At 50.5% G+C, this 17,733-nt stretch carries 15 protein-coding genes and 2 tRNA genes; 5 read left to right on the plus strand and 12 right to left on the minus strand.

The annotated features are described in order from the left end of the window. Positions 1-60: 60 nt before the first annotated feature. Complete coding sequence (gene recB, locus FAH66_RS05355) at positions 61-3,717, plus strand: exodeoxyribonuclease V subunit beta (protein ID WP_137040929.1); 3,657 nt, start codon at positions 61-63, stop codon at positions 3,715-3,717. 137 nt (positions 3,718-3,854) lie between these two features. On the opposite strand, the gene dinB is transcribed toward recB, so the two are convergent. Beyond that, a complete protein-coding gene (gene dinB, locus FAH66_RS05360) occupies positions 3,855-4,913 on the minus strand; it encodes a DNA polymerase IV (RefSeq protein WP_137040930.1) in 1,059 nt (352 codons plus the stop codon). Positions 4,914-4,990: 77 nt separating this feature from the next. Then, positions 4,991-6,040: a sulfate ABC transporter substrate-binding protein gene (locus FAH66_RS05365; RefSeq protein WP_208648095.1), complete on the minus strand. Its 1,050-nt coding sequence runs from the start codon at positions 6,038-6,040 to the stop codon at positions 4,991-4,993. A gap of 387 nt (positions 6,041-6,427) precedes the next feature. Between FAH66_RS05365 and FAH66_RS05370 the strand changes: the two genes are divergently transcribed. Next, on the plus strand, positions 6,428-7,264 hold the full coding sequence (locus tag FAH66_RS05370; RefSeq protein ID WP_137040932.1) for a DUF4198 domain-containing protein: 837 nt from the start codon (positions 6,428-6,430) through the stop codon (positions 7,262-7,264). Positions 7,265-7,308: 44 nt separating this feature from the next. On the opposite strand, the gene FAH66_RS05375 is transcribed toward FAH66_RS05370, so the two are convergent. From FAH66_RS05375 to FAH66_RS05400, 6 genes are all read right to left on the minus strand, one after another. Beyond that, positions 7,309-8,160, minus strand: coding sequence for a DUF5672 family protein (locus FAH66_RS05375; protein ID WP_137040933.1), 852 nt, complete (start codon positions 8,158-8,160; stop codon positions 7,309-7,311). Positions 8,161-8,197: 37 nt separating this feature from the next. Continuing rightward, a complete protein-coding gene (gene mutS, locus FAH66_RS05380; RefSeq protein ID WP_137040934.1) occupies positions 8,198-10,819 on the minus strand; it encodes a DNA mismatch repair protein MutS in 2,622 nt (873 codons plus the stop codon). A gap of 88 nt (positions 10,820-10,907) precedes the next feature. Then, entirely contained in the window at positions 10,908-11,744 is an 837-nt protein-coding gene (gene panC / locus FAH66_RS05385; RefSeq protein WP_137040935.1) for a pantoate--beta-alanine ligase, read from the minus strand. A gap of 119 nt (positions 11,745-11,863) precedes the next feature. Next, positions 11,864-12,655, minus strand: a complete 792-nt coding sequence (gene panB, locus FAH66_RS05390; protein ID WP_049333454.1) for a 3-methyl-2-oxobutanoate hydroxymethyltransferase — start codon at positions 12,653-12,655, stop codon at positions 11,864-11,866. A gap of 128 nt (positions 12,656-12,783) precedes the next feature. Next, positions 12,784-12,859, minus strand: a tRNA-Thr gene (locus tag FAH66_RS05395). Positions 12,860-12,895: 36 nt separating this feature from the next. Further along, positions 12,896-12,971 (minus strand) — tRNA-Thr (locus FAH66_RS05400). A gap of 215 nt (positions 12,972-13,186) precedes the next feature. On the opposite strand from FAH66_RS05400, the gene FAH66_RS05405 reads away from it, so the two are divergent. After that, positions 13,187-13,981 carry a polyamine aminopropyltransferase gene (locus FAH66_RS05405; RefSeq protein ID WP_003685283.1) on the plus strand — a complete coding sequence of 265 codons (795 nt, stop codon included), beginning with the start codon at positions 13,187-13,189 and terminating at the stop codon, positions 13,979-13,981. A 41-nt stretch (positions 13,982-14,022) separates the two neighbouring features. After that, entirely contained in the window at positions 14,023-14,661 is a 639-nt protein-coding gene (locus FAH66_RS05410) for an alpha/beta hydrolase (RefSeq protein ID WP_137040936.1), read from the plus strand. Between the two features lie 130 nt (positions 14,662-14,791). On the opposite strand, the gene FAH66_RS05415 is transcribed toward FAH66_RS05410, so the two are convergent. The 3 genes from FAH66_RS05415 to folB form a co-directional block, all read right to left on the minus strand. Next, positions 14,792-15,328, minus strand: a complete 537-nt coding sequence (locus FAH66_RS05415) for an NUDIX hydrolase (protein WP_070646807.1) — start codon at positions 15,326-15,328, stop codon at positions 14,792-14,794. Between the two features lie 85 nt (positions 15,329-15,413). Further along, the gene (locus tag FAH66_RS05420) at positions 15,414-16,061 is read right to left on the minus strand and encodes a nuclease-related domain-containing protein (protein ID WP_137040937.1); all 648 of its coding nucleotides are present in this window, start codon (positions 16,059-16,061) and stop codon (positions 15,414-15,416) included. Between the two features lie 46 nt (positions 16,062-16,107). Beyond that, a complete protein-coding gene (folB, locus tag FAH66_RS05425; protein WP_049329397.1) occupies positions 16,108-16,458 on the minus strand; it encodes a dihydroneopterin aldolase in 351 nt (116 codons plus the stop codon). A gap of 58 nt (positions 16,459-16,516) precedes the next feature. Here folB and plsY point away from each other — a divergent pair, with 58 nt between their 5' ends. Continuing rightward, on the plus strand, positions 16,517-17,128 hold the full coding sequence (gene plsY / locus FAH66_RS05430) for a glycerol-3-phosphate 1-O-acyltransferase PlsY (RefSeq protein WP_137040938.1): 612 nt from the start codon (positions 16,517-16,519) through the stop codon (positions 17,126-17,128). 87 nt (positions 17,129-17,215) lie between these two features. Here the strand turns inward: plsY and greB are convergent, their stop codons facing one another. Then, a complete protein-coding gene (gene greB, locus FAH66_RS05435) occupies positions 17,216-17,707 on the minus strand; it encodes a transcription elongation factor GreB (RefSeq protein WP_003685038.1) in 492 nt (163 codons plus the stop codon). Positions 17,708-17,733 lie beyond the last annotated feature (26 nt).

Raw genomic sequence — 17,733 nt, forward strand, 5'->3', positions numbered from 1 at the left:
GCAAAACAACACACTATCTCTGTTATGATAATGCCTCGCTAATATTATTCCGTTCCAACCATGTCTTCCGCCCTTCCTTTTGACGCGCTCACACTTTCCATCAACGGCACCAACCTCATCGAAGCTTCTGCCGGTACGGGTAAAACCTACGGCATTGCCGCGCTCTTTACCCGACTGATTGTTTTAGAAAAAAAAGACATCGAGAAAATTCTGGTCGTTACCTTTACCAAGGCGGCGACGGCAGAACTGAAAACCCGTTTGCGCGCGCGTTTGGACGAAGTATTGCAGGTTTTGAACGAAATCCAAACTTTGGGCGGCAAGCCGGAACATATTTCAGACGGCCTGAACAAATATTACGAAAAAGAGAAAAAATCCCCCGATGACTTTCTCAATCGCTTGATTCCTTTGGCTTTAGGTGAGCAAGACGGACAGGAAAGCTGCCATCGCCTGATTCTCCGCCTCAAAGCCACGCTGAGCCAGTTTGACAACGCCTCGATTTACACTATCCACGGCTTCTGTCAGCGCGTTTTGCGCGATTATGCGTTTTTGTGCGGCGCGCCTTTGGATGTCGAGCTGTCGGACGACTCGCGCGAGAGGCTGCTGATTCCTGCGCAGGACTTTTGGCGGCAGAAAGTGGCAACCGATACCACATTGGCACAATTGGTTTTTGACCGGAAATGCACGCCTGAAGAAATGCTTGCCGAAATCAAAAGCTACACCGGCCGCCCCTATCTGAAATTCAGACGGCCTGAAGGCAGTTTGAAAGAAGCCCAAGCCAACCTTCAAGAAACATGGCAAAAAGTTTGCGGTCAGTTGGAAGACTTGGAAAAAGTGTTTTGGACAATCTTGCCCAAACTTAATGGCCAGACCTACAAAAGAAATACCTTTGAAAATGTTTTTATCGATTTAAAAACAAACGCCGAATCCAGTCATCTGCCCCGCCTGAGCAAACAAACGCTAGGGAAATTAAGCCTCTTCAGTATCGACACGCTCAACAGCAAACTGAAAAAAGAATATAAAGCCGATGCCGATGCGCCGGAAATTATCCAGCTGCAAGCCTTGGCCAATCTCGGTCGTGATTTGCAAGCAATGGAAAGCGCGGAAGAAGCGGTCTTCATCTGCCTGCAACTCGATCTCCTTTCCTACATCAACCAATCTATTGCCGAACAAAAAAAATCACGCCGCGAGCGCGTGTTTGACGATTTGCTGCTGGATGTCCATCAGGCATTGACCATCCATGAACACGGCAACGCATTGGCAAAAGTGGCGACGGCAAACTGGGAAATCGCGCTGATTGACGAATTCCAAGATACCGACCCGCTGCAATATGAAATTTTCCGCCAAATTTTTATCGAACAAGGCTGCCCGCTGTTTCTCGTTGGCGACCCCAAACAGGCGATTTACAGCTTTCGCGGTGCGGACATTTACGCCTATCTGCAAGCCGCGCAAGATGCGGACAGGCATTACACCCTCGCCGTCAACTACCGCAGCCATGCCAAGCTGATCAACGGCATCAGCGCCTTGTTCAAACAAAAAAAACATCCATTCGTATTGGAAAACATCGATTACAGCGATGTCTCCGCCAGCCGTGCCAAAAGCCGGCTGTCGCCACACCGCCCCGCCATCCAAGTGCGCTGGCTCAATACGGACGACCAAACCGGCAAAGAAATTTTGCGCGGCCGTGCCGCCGAATATTGCGCCGATGAAATTGCCTTTGCGCTCAATGAAGCAGCCGAAGGCCGTCTGAACTTCAAAGGCCGTGCATTGGAATCCGGCGATATTGCCGTCTTGGTACGCACCAACAACGAAGCGGCGATGATTGCCGGTAAACTGAAACAGCGCCGTATCCAAAGCGTGTTGCTGTCGCGCCAGTCCGTTTTCGATTCCGCCGAGGCAGACTCGCTGTCCGCGCTGATCGGCTTTTGGCTCAACCCAAGGCAAACCGACTGGCTGCGCTTTGTCTTAACTGGCGTTTTATTCGGCTATACCGCCAAAGAGATTTACGAACTCAACCACAACGAACACCAGCTACTGAAATGGCTGGAATCGTCTGCCGAAGCCATGGAAAAATGGCGTAAAGGCGGCATTTTTGCCGCCGTGCAGCAGTTTGCCGCCCTACATGACATCGAAACACGCCTGCTCAAAGGCGGCAACGAACGCAGCCTGACCAACTACTACCAAATTCTGGAGCTTTTGGCCGAAGAAGACAGCCAAAGCCGCAACCCTGCCGCCCTGCATAAATGGCTGAACGAACAAATCGGCCGTGCGCGCGGCGGCCATTTCCCGTCAGACGCGCAAACCATCCGTCTTGAAAGCGACGAAAAACTGGTCAAAATCGTTACCATACACGCGTCGAAAGGTTTGCAATATCCTTTGGTGTACTGCCCCTTTGCATGGGATACCAAAGACAATTCCAAAGAAAACTGGAAAATCCTGCATACAGAAAACCACGAAACCGAGCTGCTGGCAACATCGCAAACCTCGGAAGCAGAACTAAGCCACCTTGCCGACGAAAAGACGGCAGAAGATTTGCGCCTGCTCTATGTCGCCCTTACCCGCGCCGAAGAACAGCTCAACATCTACGCCGCCGCCAACAAAAACTGTACGCCAAACAATCCTTTTGCCTATCTGCTCGAAGGTTTGCCGGATGCCGGCCGCGAAAGCGTCAGTCAAAGCTATAAAAGCGCGACAGATGTTGTGGAAATGCTCAAAACCAACTGGCAGCGCTTTATCAAAAACGCGCCTGAAAATACGGAGTTTGCCTTCACGGAAGAAGCCCCGCCGGAAACCGTCTACCAATACAGCCGCCAGCAAGACCAAGCTTTTGGCGCACATAGCATCAAACGCCGCGATTTTGACTTTATCCGCCACACCAGCTTTACCGGTTTGAGCAGACACACCAAGTCAACCGACGAACAACACGAGCCTTTGCAACCTGCCATCGACCCGGCAGAAAGCGCAGACCGTGCCATGCCGTCTGAAAACCTGCCGTCCCCGCTTTCAGACGGCCTCGATATCCATCATTTCCCCCGCGGCACCAATGCCGGCGTATGTTTGCATGAAATGTTGGAAAAACTCGACTTCGCCGCCTCTGCCGAGAGCCAATCCGAAATGATTGCCGAAGTTTTGCAACGCCACAGCTTTGAAGACAAATGGCTGCCGACGGTAAGCGCCATGCTCGACACCTGCCGCCTGACGCCTTTAATCGGCGAGAGCCTGTCGCAGATTCCGCCAACCCGACGCCTGCCCGAAATGGGGTTCACCCTGTACATGGACGATTTCAAACTGGACGACTTGCGCCATTGGTTTGCCTCAAGCGAAGCAAACCTGCCGCCCGAATGCGTCCAAGCCGCGCAACTGCTTGATTTCCATGATTTGCAAGGCTATTTAAACGGCTTTATCGATATGGTTTGCCAAGATTCAGACGGCAATGTCGTTTTAATCGACTACAAATCCAACCATTTGGGCAACGATGCAAGCGCCTACACGCAACAGGCGATGAACGAAGCCGTGGCGCATCATCACTACTACCTGCAAGCCCTGATCTACGCCGTTGCCATTGCGCGCTACTACGCCCTGCGCGGCAAGCCGTTGACCAAAATCGCCATCCGCTACCTCTTCCTACGCGGCATGGACGGCTCGGAACGAGGCATTTGGAAATGGGACATCGATACCGCCCTGCTTTCCACTTTTGTTGAACGAAAAACAAATTCTTGATAAATCATTTTGTTAAACCGTCAAAAAGGCCGTCTGAAACGTTTTCAGACGGCCTGTTTAAACGGCTGCCGATATGGTTATGGAACAATATTGTCCTGAGCCCTATCTTCAAACGGAAAGAATGCTTTTCTATTTCTTTATAACCAAAGCGTCTGCTGCTGGTTTTTCGGCAGTAAATGACTCACACCGATACCGATCAGGCGGAAGGCGTCTTCGCGTTGCGGCGGTATGCGTTGCAACAAAGTATGCGCCGCCTGAAGCAGTGAAGCGTTGTCGGGCAGGACGGAAGAATACGTCAGCGAACGCGTAATAATGCGGAAATCGTGGGTTTTGAGTTTGAGGGTAACGCCTTTGGCTTCGACGTTTTTGCGTTCGATTTGCCGCCAGAGATCTTCGGCAAGGTGCGGCAAATGGCTCGAAGCCTGCGCCAAAGACAAATCTTCGGGCAAGGTGATTTCGGTTGAGATTTGCAGGCGTTCGCGTTCGGCTTTGACCGGCCGCTCGTCGATACCGCGTGCCAAATCGTAAAGGCGGTAGCCGTAACGGCCGAAATGGTTTAAAAGTTCGCCGCGCTCAAAACGGCGCAAATCGCCGGCAGTCTGCATACCGAGGGCGTTCATCTTTTTCAGCGTGACTTTGCCGACACCGGGAATCTTACCCAACGGCAGGCTCTCCAAAAACACCATGATTTTTTGCGGCGGCAGCACAAACTGCCCGTTCGGCTTGCGCCAGTCGGAAGCGATTTTTGCCAAAAACTTATTGGGTGCGATGCCTGCGGAGGCTGTCAAACCGGTTTCTTCAAAAATTTCGGCACGAATGCGTTTGGCTACCTCGCTGGCGTACGGGATATTTTCAAAATTCCGGGTAACATCCAAATAAGCCTCATCCAAAGACAAAGGCTCGATCAAATCGGTATAACGCCGAAACACGGCATGAATCTGCGCCGAAACTTGACGGTACAAATCAAAATGCGGCGGCACAAACACCGCCTGCGGACACAGCCTTTTCGCCGTCGCCACCGACATAGCCGAGTGCAAACCGAATTTGCGTGCTTCATAAGACGCGGCACAAATGACCGACCGCGTACCGTCCCACGCCACAACGACGGGCAGCCCTTTCAGGTGCGGCTGCTCGCGCAGTTCTACCGAAGCGTAGAATGCGTCCATATCGATATGGATGATTTTGCGTTGGGACATGGGAAAAGATGGATAAGAAAAAGGCTTATTGTAACAAAAGGCCGTCTGAAGTTTCAGACGGCCTCTATGTTTAAGCCTTATTTTTTACTGGAAAGCTGGTCAAATAATCCGCCGTCGGCAAAGAATTTTTTCATAATTTCTTCCCACGATCCAAATTTCTCATTCGGATTAAACGTCTCAATTTCAGGGAAATCGGCTTTGTGTTTCGCCAATACTTCGGCATTGCGCGGACGCAGGTAAAGATTGGCGGCCAACTCTTGGGCCGGTTCGCTCCAGAGGTTTTGCAGATAGGCTTCGGCAGCGGCGCGTGTGCCTTTCTTATCGACTACGCTGTCCACGACGGCAACCGGCGCTTCGGAAAGAATGGTGTAGCTTGGATAAACGATTTCAAACTGGTCTTGGGTCAGCTTTTTGCTGACGTAGTTGGCCTCATTTTCAAAGGTAACCAAGACATCGCCGATATTGCGCTGGCTGAAGGTCGTTGTCGCCGCACGGCCGCCGTTTTCAAACACCAGCGTGTTTTTCAGCAATGCGGCCACAAAATCTTTGGTTTTGCCTTCATCGCCGTTATTTACTTTCAAACCATAACCGTACGCACCCAAAAAGGCGTAGCGGCCGTTGCCGGTGGTTTTCGGGTTGGCCAAAACGATTTGCACGCCGTCTTTGGCCAAATCGCCCCAGTCTTGGATGTGTTTCGGATTGCCTTTGCGCACCAAGAAAACGACGTTGCTGGTATAAGGTACGGCATTATCCGGCAGGCGCGTGTTCCAATCTGCTTTGACCAAACCTTTTTTCACCAAAAGCTCGATATCGGAAGTCTGGTTCATGGTCACCACATCGGCAGCCAAACCATTGGCGACAGCCAAAGCCTGCTTGCTGGAGCCGCCGTGCGACTGTTGGACTTCAACCGTCTGTCCGCCGTTTTTTGCAGCAAACTCTTTGACAAATAAAGGATTGTATTCTTTATAAAAATCGCGGGCGACATCGTAGGAGACATTCAGCAATTTGACTTCGCCCCCCTTACCTCCGGCAGCTTGAGAGGCATTATCGGCGGATTGTTCGGTTTTTGGCGAGCACGCGCTCAAAGCCAGCGCGGCGGTCAAAGCGGCAAAAGAAAGCGTACGGATATTCATGGTCGGCTCCTGTTAAAAATATGGGAGAACTTTATCGGAATTGGATGCAAACTGGAAATAATGTTTGCTTTCGCGTTTATCAGTTTTGGTTATATACAATCCGGGCGGAAATCGGGAAAAAATGCCCACTCAAATACACATTACAATAAATTTCATATACATCAATCAGATAAAGATTAAAGCAGCTATTTATACAGGATAAACATACGTTGCAAACAGCATTACCCAATACGTCAGGCCGTCTGAAAATCCAATATAAATAATTATTTATAATTAAAAAATATAATTCTTTTTATTTACAAAAAATGCAAATAAGAGTAATGTTTCTACTCGCCAAAATACAAGGCCTTTCATTCAACAACAAAATGGAGTGTAGAAATTATGAAACAATGGATGCTTTTAGGATTGCTGGGATTGGGCGCAGTGGCGCAGGCACACGATGTTTGGGTGGCCGCACCGACACATCAGCCTGCCGGCCAAATCCTGCATGCGGATTTGGGTTACAGCCATGACTTCCCCAATGTCGAAAAAATTGCCGACGACCGCGTGCATATTTTCAAACCGCTGCAATTGACCGGTAGCTCAAAGAAAACCGTTGATTTGGTGAATAAGGGCGAAAACTATCAATACGTTTCCAAAGCCGCTTTGCCTGAAGGCTCCTACTGGGTCAGCGCAACCTACAAACCGACTTTCTGGTCGAAAAACCAAGACGGCTGGAAACAGCAAACCTTGAAACAGCTGGCCGGTTCAACCTATTGCGAACAATCGCAAATGTTCGGAAAGAGCTTTGTCCAAGTGGGCAACGGCGCAGTTGATGAAGCTGTATTGACCCGCCCTATCGGCCAAGAGCTGGAACTGGTTCCGCTGAAAAATCCTAACGAAGTCAAAGCCGGCGGTATTTTGCCGGTCAAAGTCCTGTACAAAGGCGAGCCTTTGGTTAAAGCCACCGTTACCGCCAGCTCGGACACTTTGGCCGAAATGGACTTGGAATCAACCCATGACCACCGCGAGCCTCAAGGCTTCTCCGGCAAAACCGATAAAAACGGCGTGGTCAATGTGATTACGTTGATTGACGGCTTGTGGAAAATCAAAGTGGTGAACGAGACCGATTACAGCGATAAAAGCGTATGCCAGCAGGACAAAGCTTATGCAACGCTGATCGTACCTGTCGGTACCAAACGTGCGGCTGCACGCCATGCCCTCCATCATCAACACTAACAGCCATTAACAAAAGGCCGTCTGAACTTTCAGACGGCCTTAATTTATTCCCATTCATAACCCAAATTTCTAAAAAAACGGGAGTATGTTTCCAATCTATCTTCATTCAATTGGGCAAACCGGACACGATTGCAGCCGGTCAAGACCACATTTCCCATCCAGTGCGCCCCAAAGACGCGCTCTAAAGGGACATTCCTCATTTGATTGATAAACGGTACTTCTAAAGAAAATTGCGTAGCAATATTCGGAGGCGCAAATTTCAAACCCAAGTCCTGCAATCTATAACGGTGTTGCGCCGTCAAAAACATATCTTCATGGTGCAGCTTTACCAGCCATTCCATATCGGCAATTTTTTCGTCTTTCGGCGGCAAAGGCGGTCGGATTTCTACATTTAAGCCCAGTTGTCGCGGCATGGCTAAAAGCCGTCTGCTGCGCAGGCTGAAACCACCGTTCTGCGGCTCGTCCAAATTCGGAGAAGTCTGAATCAGATGTTGTTTGGCCAAATATTGGTCGGTTCCCTTCAGGAAAAACTGCCCGTCGGCTTCGGTTTCCAACAAAATCGGCAAAGGTGCACCGATATAGTCATATTCCCGATAGGCATCCTGCCAGTTTTGACCGTTCAACACCCAGCCGTCATTTTGAACAATCAAACAATAATCCGTATCGATGTAATACATCAGTTGGTACAAAACAAACAAATTGTATTCCAGATAACCGAATTTCCGGCAAGGCTGATGTCGGATATTTTCCGGCAAACCTTGCGGACAGCTCGGGCTGATCAGCAATCCACGGCTGCCGGGCAATTCGGCACAGCTACGGATAATGGCATACATCGTGCCCTCGGTATAAGAATCTGCGCCGGTAATACCAACCACGGTAATGTCAGTAAAACTCATTAATATATTTCCCTGTTTCAGACGGCCTTTGAGTTATTTACGACGCCTTATTGCAAATATCTTTCAAGCGATACAAGGCATCCAAGGCTTCGCGTGGCGTGAGGTTGTCGGGCTGAATTTGCGCCAACGCTTCAGCCAATTCATTGTTCTGCAAATTATCAACAGGCTCAATTTCTTGTTCTTTCCCTTCCTCTTCAGCCCCATTTTCAGACGACATGGCACTGAAAATATCCAACTGCGGACGGTTGGCGGCGGCTTGGTTTTCCAAATCGTTTAAATGCTTTTGAGCCGCTTTCAAAGCACGGTTGGGCAGACCTGCGAGTTTGGCGACGGCGATGCCGTAGCTTTTGCTGGCGGGGCCGGGTTCGATGTGGTGGAGGAAGACGATGTCTTGTCCTTGTTCGAGTGCGGAGAGGTGCATGTTGACTGCCGTTGCGTGGGCTTCGGGCAGTTTGGTCAGCTCGAAATAGTGGGTGGCGAAGAGGCTGAAGGATTTGTTTTTTTGCAGCAGGTGTTCGGCGATGGCGTGCGCGAGGGCGAGGCCGTCAAAAGTCGAAGTACCGCGTCCGACTTCGTCCATGAGGACGAGGGATTGGTCGGTGGCGTGGTGGAGGATGTAGGCGGTTTCGCTCATTTCGACCATGAAGGTGGAGCGGTTGGAGGCGAGGTCGTCGGAGGCGCCGATGCGGGTGAAGATTTGGTCGATGGGTCCGATTTGGGCGGCATCGGCGGGGACAAAGCTGCCGGTGTGCGCCATGAGGACGATGTGGGCGACTTGGCGCATGTAGGTGGATTTGCCGCCCATGTTGGGGCCGGTCAGGAGCATGAGGCGGTGTTTGTGATCGAGGCGGGTGTGGTTGGCGGTGAAGTGGCGCACTTGTTGCTCGACGACGGGATGGCGGCCGTTTTCGATATGGATGACGGGGTAGTCGGCGAACTCGGGGCAGACGAAGCCGCGTTCGGCGGCGGTGGCGGCGAAGGTGGAGAGTACGTCCAGCGCAGCGGCGGCTTTGGCGGCTTTTTGAAGCAGGGGCAGGGTCGTCTGAATGTCTTTTAGAAGGGCTTCAAACAGGCGTTTTTCCAGTGCCAATGCCTGCTCTTGCGCGGTCAGGACTTTGTCTTCGAAGGTTTTGAGTTCGGGGGTGATGAAGCGTTCGGCGTTTTTCAGGGTCTGGCGGCGTTGGTAGTCGGCGGGGGCTTGTTCGGCTTGAACTTTGGATAGCTCGATGTAGAAGCCGTGGACGCGGTTGAACTCGACTTTGAGGGTGGAGAGGCCGGTGCGTTCGCGTTCGCGCGCTTCGAGGTCGAGCAGGAATTCGTCGCCGTGGTTTTGGATGTGGCGCAGTTCATCAAGTTCTGCCGAATAGCCTTGGTTGATGACGCCTCCGTCTTTGAGCCAGACGGCGGGTTCGGGCATCACGGCGGCTTTAAGGGTTTCGGCGACGGGCAGGGTTTCGGGGAAAACGGCTTTGAGGGTTTCTAAGAGACTACTGCCCTCGGCGGACAATTCGATTTCGGACAGGGCAAACAGGCTGTCGCGCAGGGCGGCGAGATCGCGCGGGCGGGCGTTGCCGACAGCGATACGGGCGGCGATGCGTTCGATGTCCGCAATGTTTTTCAGACGGCCTTGCAGGGTTTCGTATTGCGAACCCAATGCGGCAACGGCTTCTTGGCGGGCGCGGATGTGGGCGCGGCTGCGTAAGGGGTGGTGCAGCCAAAGTGCCAAGAGGCGGCTGCCCATGTGGGTGGCGCAGCCGTCGAGTATGGAAAACAGGGTCGGCGATTTTTTGCCGGAGAGGGTTTGCGTGATTTCGAGATTGCGGCGCGTGGCGGCGTCCATGCCGATATATTGGCTGTCGGTTTCGAGCGAAATGCCGTCTAAGTGTTGCGGCATCAGGTTTTGCGTCAGGCAGATGTAGTTCAACAGTGCGCCCGCCGCGCCGACGGCGGCTTCGTGTTCCTTGCCGTCCAAACCGAAGCCGTGCAGGTCTTGGCAGCCGAAGTATTCGGTCAACAATTTCGCGCCCGCATCGGCGGCAAACTGCCATGAGTTCAGGCGCGTGATGTTGGCGGAGGTCGTACCACGGGCAGGCTGCGCACTCTGAAAACCATTAGGCAGGCTTTTGCCTTCGGGCAACAGGATTTCTGCCGCCTGCAAACGCGCCAGCTCGTCGGCGAGCTTGTCCGCCGTCGTCAGCTTGGTTTTGAATTCGCCGCTTTGCAAAGATGCCCACGCGATGGCGATGTGTTTTTTATCCGCGTTCACCGCCGCGATGCGGTTGGTTTCCTTGTCTTCCAAAAATGCCGCGTCGGTCAGCGTGCCGGGCGTAACGATGCGCACGACTTTGCGCTCCACCGGCCCTTTGCCCGCGCCGACTTCGCCCACCTGCTCGCACACCGCCACACTTTTGCCCATCTTCACCAGCCGCGCCAGATACTGCTCCGCCGCGTGAAACGGCACGCCCGCCATCTTAATCGGCACGCCGTCCATCTGCCCGCGCGTGGTCAGGGTGATGTCCAACAGCTTCGCCGCTTCCACCGCGTCATCCAAAAACAGCTCGTAAAAATCGCCCATGCGGTAAAACACCAGCTTGTCGGCGTGTTGCGATTTGATGGCAAGATACTGCTGCATCATCGGAGAAACAGTGGGTTTGGACATGGAAAAGCCTTAGAAACGCAAAAGCGTTATTGTAACAAAAGGCCGTCTGAAAAACAGGTTTCAGACGGCCTTTAACAGCAGCTTGGGTTTAAGCCAAAGCCACTTCCAAATTATCAATCAGTCGCGTTGTACCCAGACGGGCGGCGGCAAGCACCACCAATTCTTTATCGCCAACATGAGCCACTGCCAAGCTGTGTGCATGGCGGATTTCAACGTAATCAACCACCCAGCCGGCATCGGTCAAACGGCGGATACATTCGGCTTCAAGCTGGGCGTAATCCAGATTGCCGTTTTTCAGGGCAGCGGCAATATTTTGCAACTCTTGATAGAGGCGCGGCGCTTCTGCGCGTTCTGCTTCGCTCAAATATTGGTTGCGGCTGGAAAGTGCCAGGCCGTCTGAAGCGCGGCCGGTGTCGACAGGTACGATATCGATATTGAAGTTCAAATCTTCAACAAAGCCTTTGATAATCGCCAGCTGCTGATAGTCTTTTTTGCCGAAGCAGGCGGTATCAGGTTGAACAATGTTGAACAACTTGGTCACAACAGTCGCCACGCCGCGGAAATGGCCCGGGCGGAATTTGCCGCACAATTCGTTTTGCAAATGCGGAGGCTCGACGTTGAAACGCTGTTCCACATTCGGATACAGCTCTTTTTCATTAGGCGCGAACACAACGGCAACGCCCTCGCCTGCCAATTTGTCGGCATCTTGTTGCAAAGTGCGCGGATACTTGTCGAAATCTTCGCCCTGTCCGAATTGCAGGCGGTTGACAAAAATACTGACCACAACGTTATCGGCACGTTTTTTCGCCTCGCGCACCAGCGCAAGATGGCCTTCGTGCAAATTGCCCATGGTCGGCACAAATGCCACTTTTCCGGCAGTTTTGCGCCACTCGCGCAATTCTTTAATCGTATGAATGATTTGCATGGTTTGAAAAATCCTTTATCTTTTCCGCCGTTTCATCAACGGAAATCACGCGCCGATTATACGCTTTTATTCATCAAAAAGACCGTCTGGAATAAGTTTCAGACGGCCTGGTTTTTATTTTACCCGGCAAACGTATGTTCGACAGATGGGAACGTTTTTGCTTTGACTTCGTCCACATAAGCTTTGACCGCAGCTTGAACGCTGTCTTTGCCCTGCATAAAGTTTTTCACGAATTTGGCGGTTTTACCCGGGAAAATGCCGAGCATATCGTGCATTACCAAAACCTGACCGTCGCAATCCACGCCTGCGCCAATACCGATGGTCGGGCAAGAAACTGTCTCGGTCACTTTTTTCGCCAATTCTGCAGGAACGCATTCCATCAACACAATCGCCGCACCTGCCGCATCATGCGCTTTGGCGTCATTGAGCAACGCCTCCGCCTTGTCGCCGCGGCCTTGAACTTTATAGCCGCCGAATGCAAACACGGATTGCGGAGTCAGGCCGATGTGGGCGCAAACAGGGATACCGCGCATTTGTAGAAATTCAGTGGTCTCCGCCATCCAGACACCACCTTCAAGCTTGACCATATGCGCGCCGGCCGCCATCAACTCTGCCGCTGCCGCAAATGCCTGCTCTTTGCTCTGCTGATATGCGCCAAACGGCAAATCGCTGACAATCATGGCATTTTTAGTGCCGCGAGCCACGCATTCAGTGTGGTAGCACATATCTTGCAAACTCACCGGCAAAGTGGACTGACGACCTTGCACCGCCATGCCCAAAGAATCGCCGACCAGCAATACATCTACGCCGGCATTGTCCATCAGCGCGGCAAAGCTGGATTCATAAGCGGTCAGCATGGCGATTTTTTCGCCCTCTGCTTTCATTTTTTGCAAAGTGTTTACGGTAATCATGGTGTTTTGTGTGTTCCGCCCGACGGGCAGCCCTTTGTTGTAATGGAAACGCGGTATTATAAGGTCTGCTTTTAAAATATCAAAGCATAAGCAAAAAGCCCGACTGCTTTCACAATCGGGCTTTTAATTGGTGCCGGCACCAAGAGTCGAACTCGGGACCCCCTGATTACAAGTCAGGTGCTCTACCAACTGAGCTATACCGGCTTACTGAAATGCCTTACAGCACCATCAGTCTTTAACTGGTGCCGGCACCAAGAGTCGAACTCGGGACCCCCTGATTACAAGTCAGGTGCTCTACCAACTGAGCTATACCGGCAAGGAAGTCGGCATTATGCCGATAAGTTCCCATTTTGGCAAGCATTTTAAAACAAAGTTACTCACGAAATTATAAAAACCAATGATTTTAAAGAAAATTAAATACATACCTTATCTTTCCATCCAACACACTCAAAGGCCGTCTGAAAACCACCCCAGCGCAAAACATCATTGTTTCTGTTAAAATAACGCCTTTAATATCTTTTGCCTGCACCCATGCCCCCCCGCCATCCTTACCGCCGCCTGCGCCCAGCCAAATCCCATCTGCCCGAAGTCGGCATTTCCGAAGAAGGCAATATCCGTTCCCTGCATTTGGGCAGCGACACCATTCAAAGCTCCATGAATGTCGATCATCCATCCGAGCTGGTGTTGTCGTACAGCCGCGCCATGATGGGTTGGCTGCTGTTTGCAGAAACCCCGCCGAAACACATCACCCAAATCGGCTTGGGCGGCGGCTCGTTTGCCCGTTGGATAGACAGCTATCTGCCCCACACCAAGCAAACCGCCATAGACATCAATCCGCAAGTCATCGCCGTGGCACGCAGCCTGTTTGAATTGCCGCACGAAGGCGAAAATTTTGAAATTATCGAGGCAGATGGTGCGGAATATATTAAAGTGTTCCGCCACAATACCGATGTGATTTTGGTAGATGGTTTTGACGGCGAACAGATTATCGATGCCTTGGTGGAAGAGCCTTTCTTCCAAGACTGCCGCAATGCCCTCTCTCCAGACGGCGTATTTGTCACCAACTGGTGGAGCGGCGACCAGCGTTATCAACGCTTTGTCGAACGCCTGCTCAACGTCTTTGACGGCCGCGTACTCGAGCTGCCTGCAGAGAGCCACGGCAACGTAGCGGTCATGGCGTTCCAAAGCAGCCCTAAAGAACAAAATCTCGACAACCTGAAAAAACGCGCCGAAAAATTAAGCGAAAAATACGGCTTGGACTTCAAACGGATGCTTGCTGATTTGAAAGCCAACAATCAAAACAACGGCAAGAATTTTTATCTATAAACCGTTTCAGGCCGTCTAAAAAAATAAACAAGGACACACTCATGCTCAAACCCGACATCATTCAAATCCCCGGCCCGGCCGGTTTGCTGGAAACCATCTACCTGCCAAGCGCACAAGAATCCGCCCGCGGCGTTGCCGTCATCAACCACCCCAATCCCCTGCAAGGCGGCACCAACACCAACAAAGTCATCCAAACCGCCGCCAAAGCCCTCAGCCAACTCGGCTTTCATTGCTACCTGCCCAATTTGCGCGGCGTAGGCAATAGCGAAGGCGAACACGACTACGGCCGTGGCGAAACGCAAGACTGCATTGCCGTTATCGACTACGCCCGTGCGCAACATCCTGACGCACCGCAATTCGTCCTGGCGGGTTTCTCATTCGGTGGCTACGTTTCCACCTTTGCCGCACAAGCGCGCACGCCTGATTTGCTGTTGCTGATGGGTGCCGCCGTCCATCACTACACCGACCGCCCGGAACCATCCAACGTTCCCGATGTCGCTAAAACATTGATGATTCATGGCGCGGAAGACGAAGTCGTTGAAATCAACAAAGCCCTGACATGGGCAGAACCACAAGGCCTGCCTGTTGTCACCATTGCCGGCTCGTCCCACTTCTTCCACGGCAAACTCATCGTTTTACGCGATACGATTACACGGTTTGCACCGGCTTTATTAGGTTAAAATCCGGCTACACAATAAAACAAGGCCGTCTGAAAGCTTTTTCAGACGGCCTTGTTTGTATGAAACCTTTATTATCTAAATATCAGGCTCAAGTATTCAGAAATCCATCAAGGATTTTCTGCTTAACATATCAATTCTGAGTCAACCAATACTGCAAACCAATCAAAGTCTTACCATCTTTGATTTCATCGTTTGCCAATGCATTGCGCACCTCTTCCTTGCTCATCAGGACGGTTTCTGTAATTTCATCCTCATCGTTACTTAACTCGCTGCCCAAACGCACGCCTTGCGCTTGGTAGAGATACATTTTTTCATCGCAAAAACCGACTGCAGTATAAAAGGAGTACAACAGTTTGACGCTGTCGGCGACATATGGCGTTTCTTCCGCCAACTCACGCAAAGCGCATTCGGCAGGATCTTCATCCGCCACATCCAATTTACCCGCCGGCAATTCCAACGTCGCCTGATCGGCGGCATAACGCCATTGGCGTACCAAAACAACTTTGCCGTCTTCCGTTTCCGCCAATACACACGCAGCACCCGGATGACGGATCACAACCCGTTGGCTTTCGTTGCCGTTGGGCAGGCGCACCCGATCGCGGCTGATGGTAACAAAAGAACCTTCGTAGATTGGCTCGCTGCTTAATTTAGTTTCTTTCAAATCCATTTTTTACCTCATGTCCAAATTATTAAATATTAAAGGCCGTCTGAAATTTTACAGAAATAAACTCAGAGGATGCCTTTTCTAATAGTTACCGCTGATGTCGTTGTTGCAAACGCTCCGTATGTGTTCGCAGCTTTTCACTATTTGCTTGATAATCACTTGAAGACAATACAGCAACTATTGCCTCTACCTCATGAGGAAGCAATACGGCCGTCTGAAAATTCTTAATATAAGCCGCCGCCTGCCTAATACGGCAAACATTTGGTGGCATTTTCGATTTCAACTCACAATCACCTAAGAAAACTACCATTGAATGAAACTTCTCCTCAGGAAATTGCAATAGTTCTGACAATGCTTTGATATGAGCATAATTCTGACGCAACGGGTTTTGGAAATAATGTTTCTGTTTATAGATGATTTGCGTCCATTTAGATTGCTTTTCACTACCAAAAATCCAACCTGTGTAATTTTTAGTTTCTATCACAAATATCCCAAAAATTGAGACATAAATATGATCAATTTGTGTCGTACCATCTCGAGATGGAATAATTAAATCGTGAAACTCAGAATAAGTTTTCTCATCTAAATTTTTTCCAATTACAGAACGAACTGCTATTTCCCCCATACTTCCCTTTATTTTAGGATTTTTCAACAACGCTTTTAATAAAAGCAAAGGAATAATGATCAGAAAAACCCAAAATATACCTGACATACTTCCCAATATTTGTTCAATCATGACGTTTTCTTTTTTATTTAAAACTAAAAATTTATATATTTATGGTTTATTCCCGAGTACGTTCAATTTCAATACCAACCTGCGCCACATCGGGTAAGATACCGGGTTTCACAATACGGACGCGCACTTTGGCCGCACCAAAATCATTTAAAATCAATTGGGCGATATATTCCGCCAAAGTTTCCAGCAGTAAAAAATCCTGTTCGGCAAGGCTGCGGCGTACGACTTCGCATACTTCGCCATAATGAATGGTGTCGCCGATATCGTCGCTCGTGCCGGTTCGCTCGGGAACGCTGATTTCCAAATCCAAAATCAAAGTCTGTTTACGCTCGCGCTCCCAATCATATACGCCGATTAAAGTATCGGCCTTCATGCCGTACAAAAAGATTTTATCCATTTGCCTGTCCGTTTTTTTTGATAGAATAACCATTCCCATTTTAAGTAAAGCACCCAAAATGTTCAATGTACTCGCTATTATTGCCGCCTATCTTATCGGCTCCCTGTCTTTTGCCGTCATCGTATCAAAATATTACGGCATGGACGATCCGCGCACTTACGGCTCCGGCAACCCCGGTGCTACCAACGTCTTGCGCAGCGGTAAGAAAAAAGCAGCCGCACTGACCTTGCTCGGCGATGCAGTAAAAGGCTTGGTTGCCGTCATCTTGGCACGCTGTCTGCAAGATACTTTAAATTTGTCTGATGCAACGATAGCACTGGTTGCCATCGCCGCATTGGTCGGCCATATGTGGCCAATATTTTTCAATTTTAAAGGTGGCAAAGGCGTAGCCACCGCATTGGGCGTCTTACTCGCCCTCTCCCCCGCAACCGCCCTGCTTTGCGCCTTGATTTGGCTGGTCATGGCATTCGGTTTCAAAGTATCCTCCCTCGCCGCACTGGTCGCCACCGTCTGCGCACCCATCTTCGCCTTCTTCATGATGCTGCACGCCTCTTGGGCATGGGCAACCGTATTCATTGCAGCATTGGTGTTGTACCGCCACAAAAGCAATATTCAAAACCTGATTCAAGGTAAAGAAAGCAAAATCGGAGATAAAGCCGGAAAATCTTAAAAACATAAATACAATCAATAAAAGGCCGTCTGAAAGTATATTTTTCAGACGGCCTTTTGTAGTTTCATTCGCTTTATTCACGCATAATCAGTCAATCTTAATATATTCCACCGACAGAATCTCTATAACCTCACGTCCTTCCGGTGTATCCAAGACAACTTCATCGCCTTCGCGTGCTTTAATCAGGCTGCGTGCCAAAGGGGAAATCCATGAAATTTTGTTTTTAGCGGTATCGATTTCATCTACGCCGACGATTTTGACGGTTTGTTCACGACCGTCTCCGCGCAATAAGCCAACGGTGGCGCTGAAAAAAATCTGGTCCGTCGCTTCACGCGCTTCAGGATCGACGACGACGGCTGCTTCCAAGCGTTTGGTTAGGAAACGGATACGGCGGTCGATTTCGCGCATACGGCGTTTGCCGTAAAGATAGTCGCCATTTTCGCTGCGGTCGCCATTGCTTGCCGCCCAGTTAACAATTTGGACGATTTCCGGGCGCTCTTTGTTGACCAAATGATAAAGTTCGTCTTTCAGTGCCTGCCAACCGGTAGGTGTGATGTAATTTTTGGTTTCGGTACTCATAATGTGTCTATAACATAATTAAAGGC

It is taken from the genome of Neisseria subflava (genome assembly GCF_005221305.1).
Classification (GTDB): domain Bacteria; phylum Pseudomonadota; class Gammaproteobacteria; order Burkholderiales; family Neisseriaceae; genus Neisseria; species Neisseria subflava.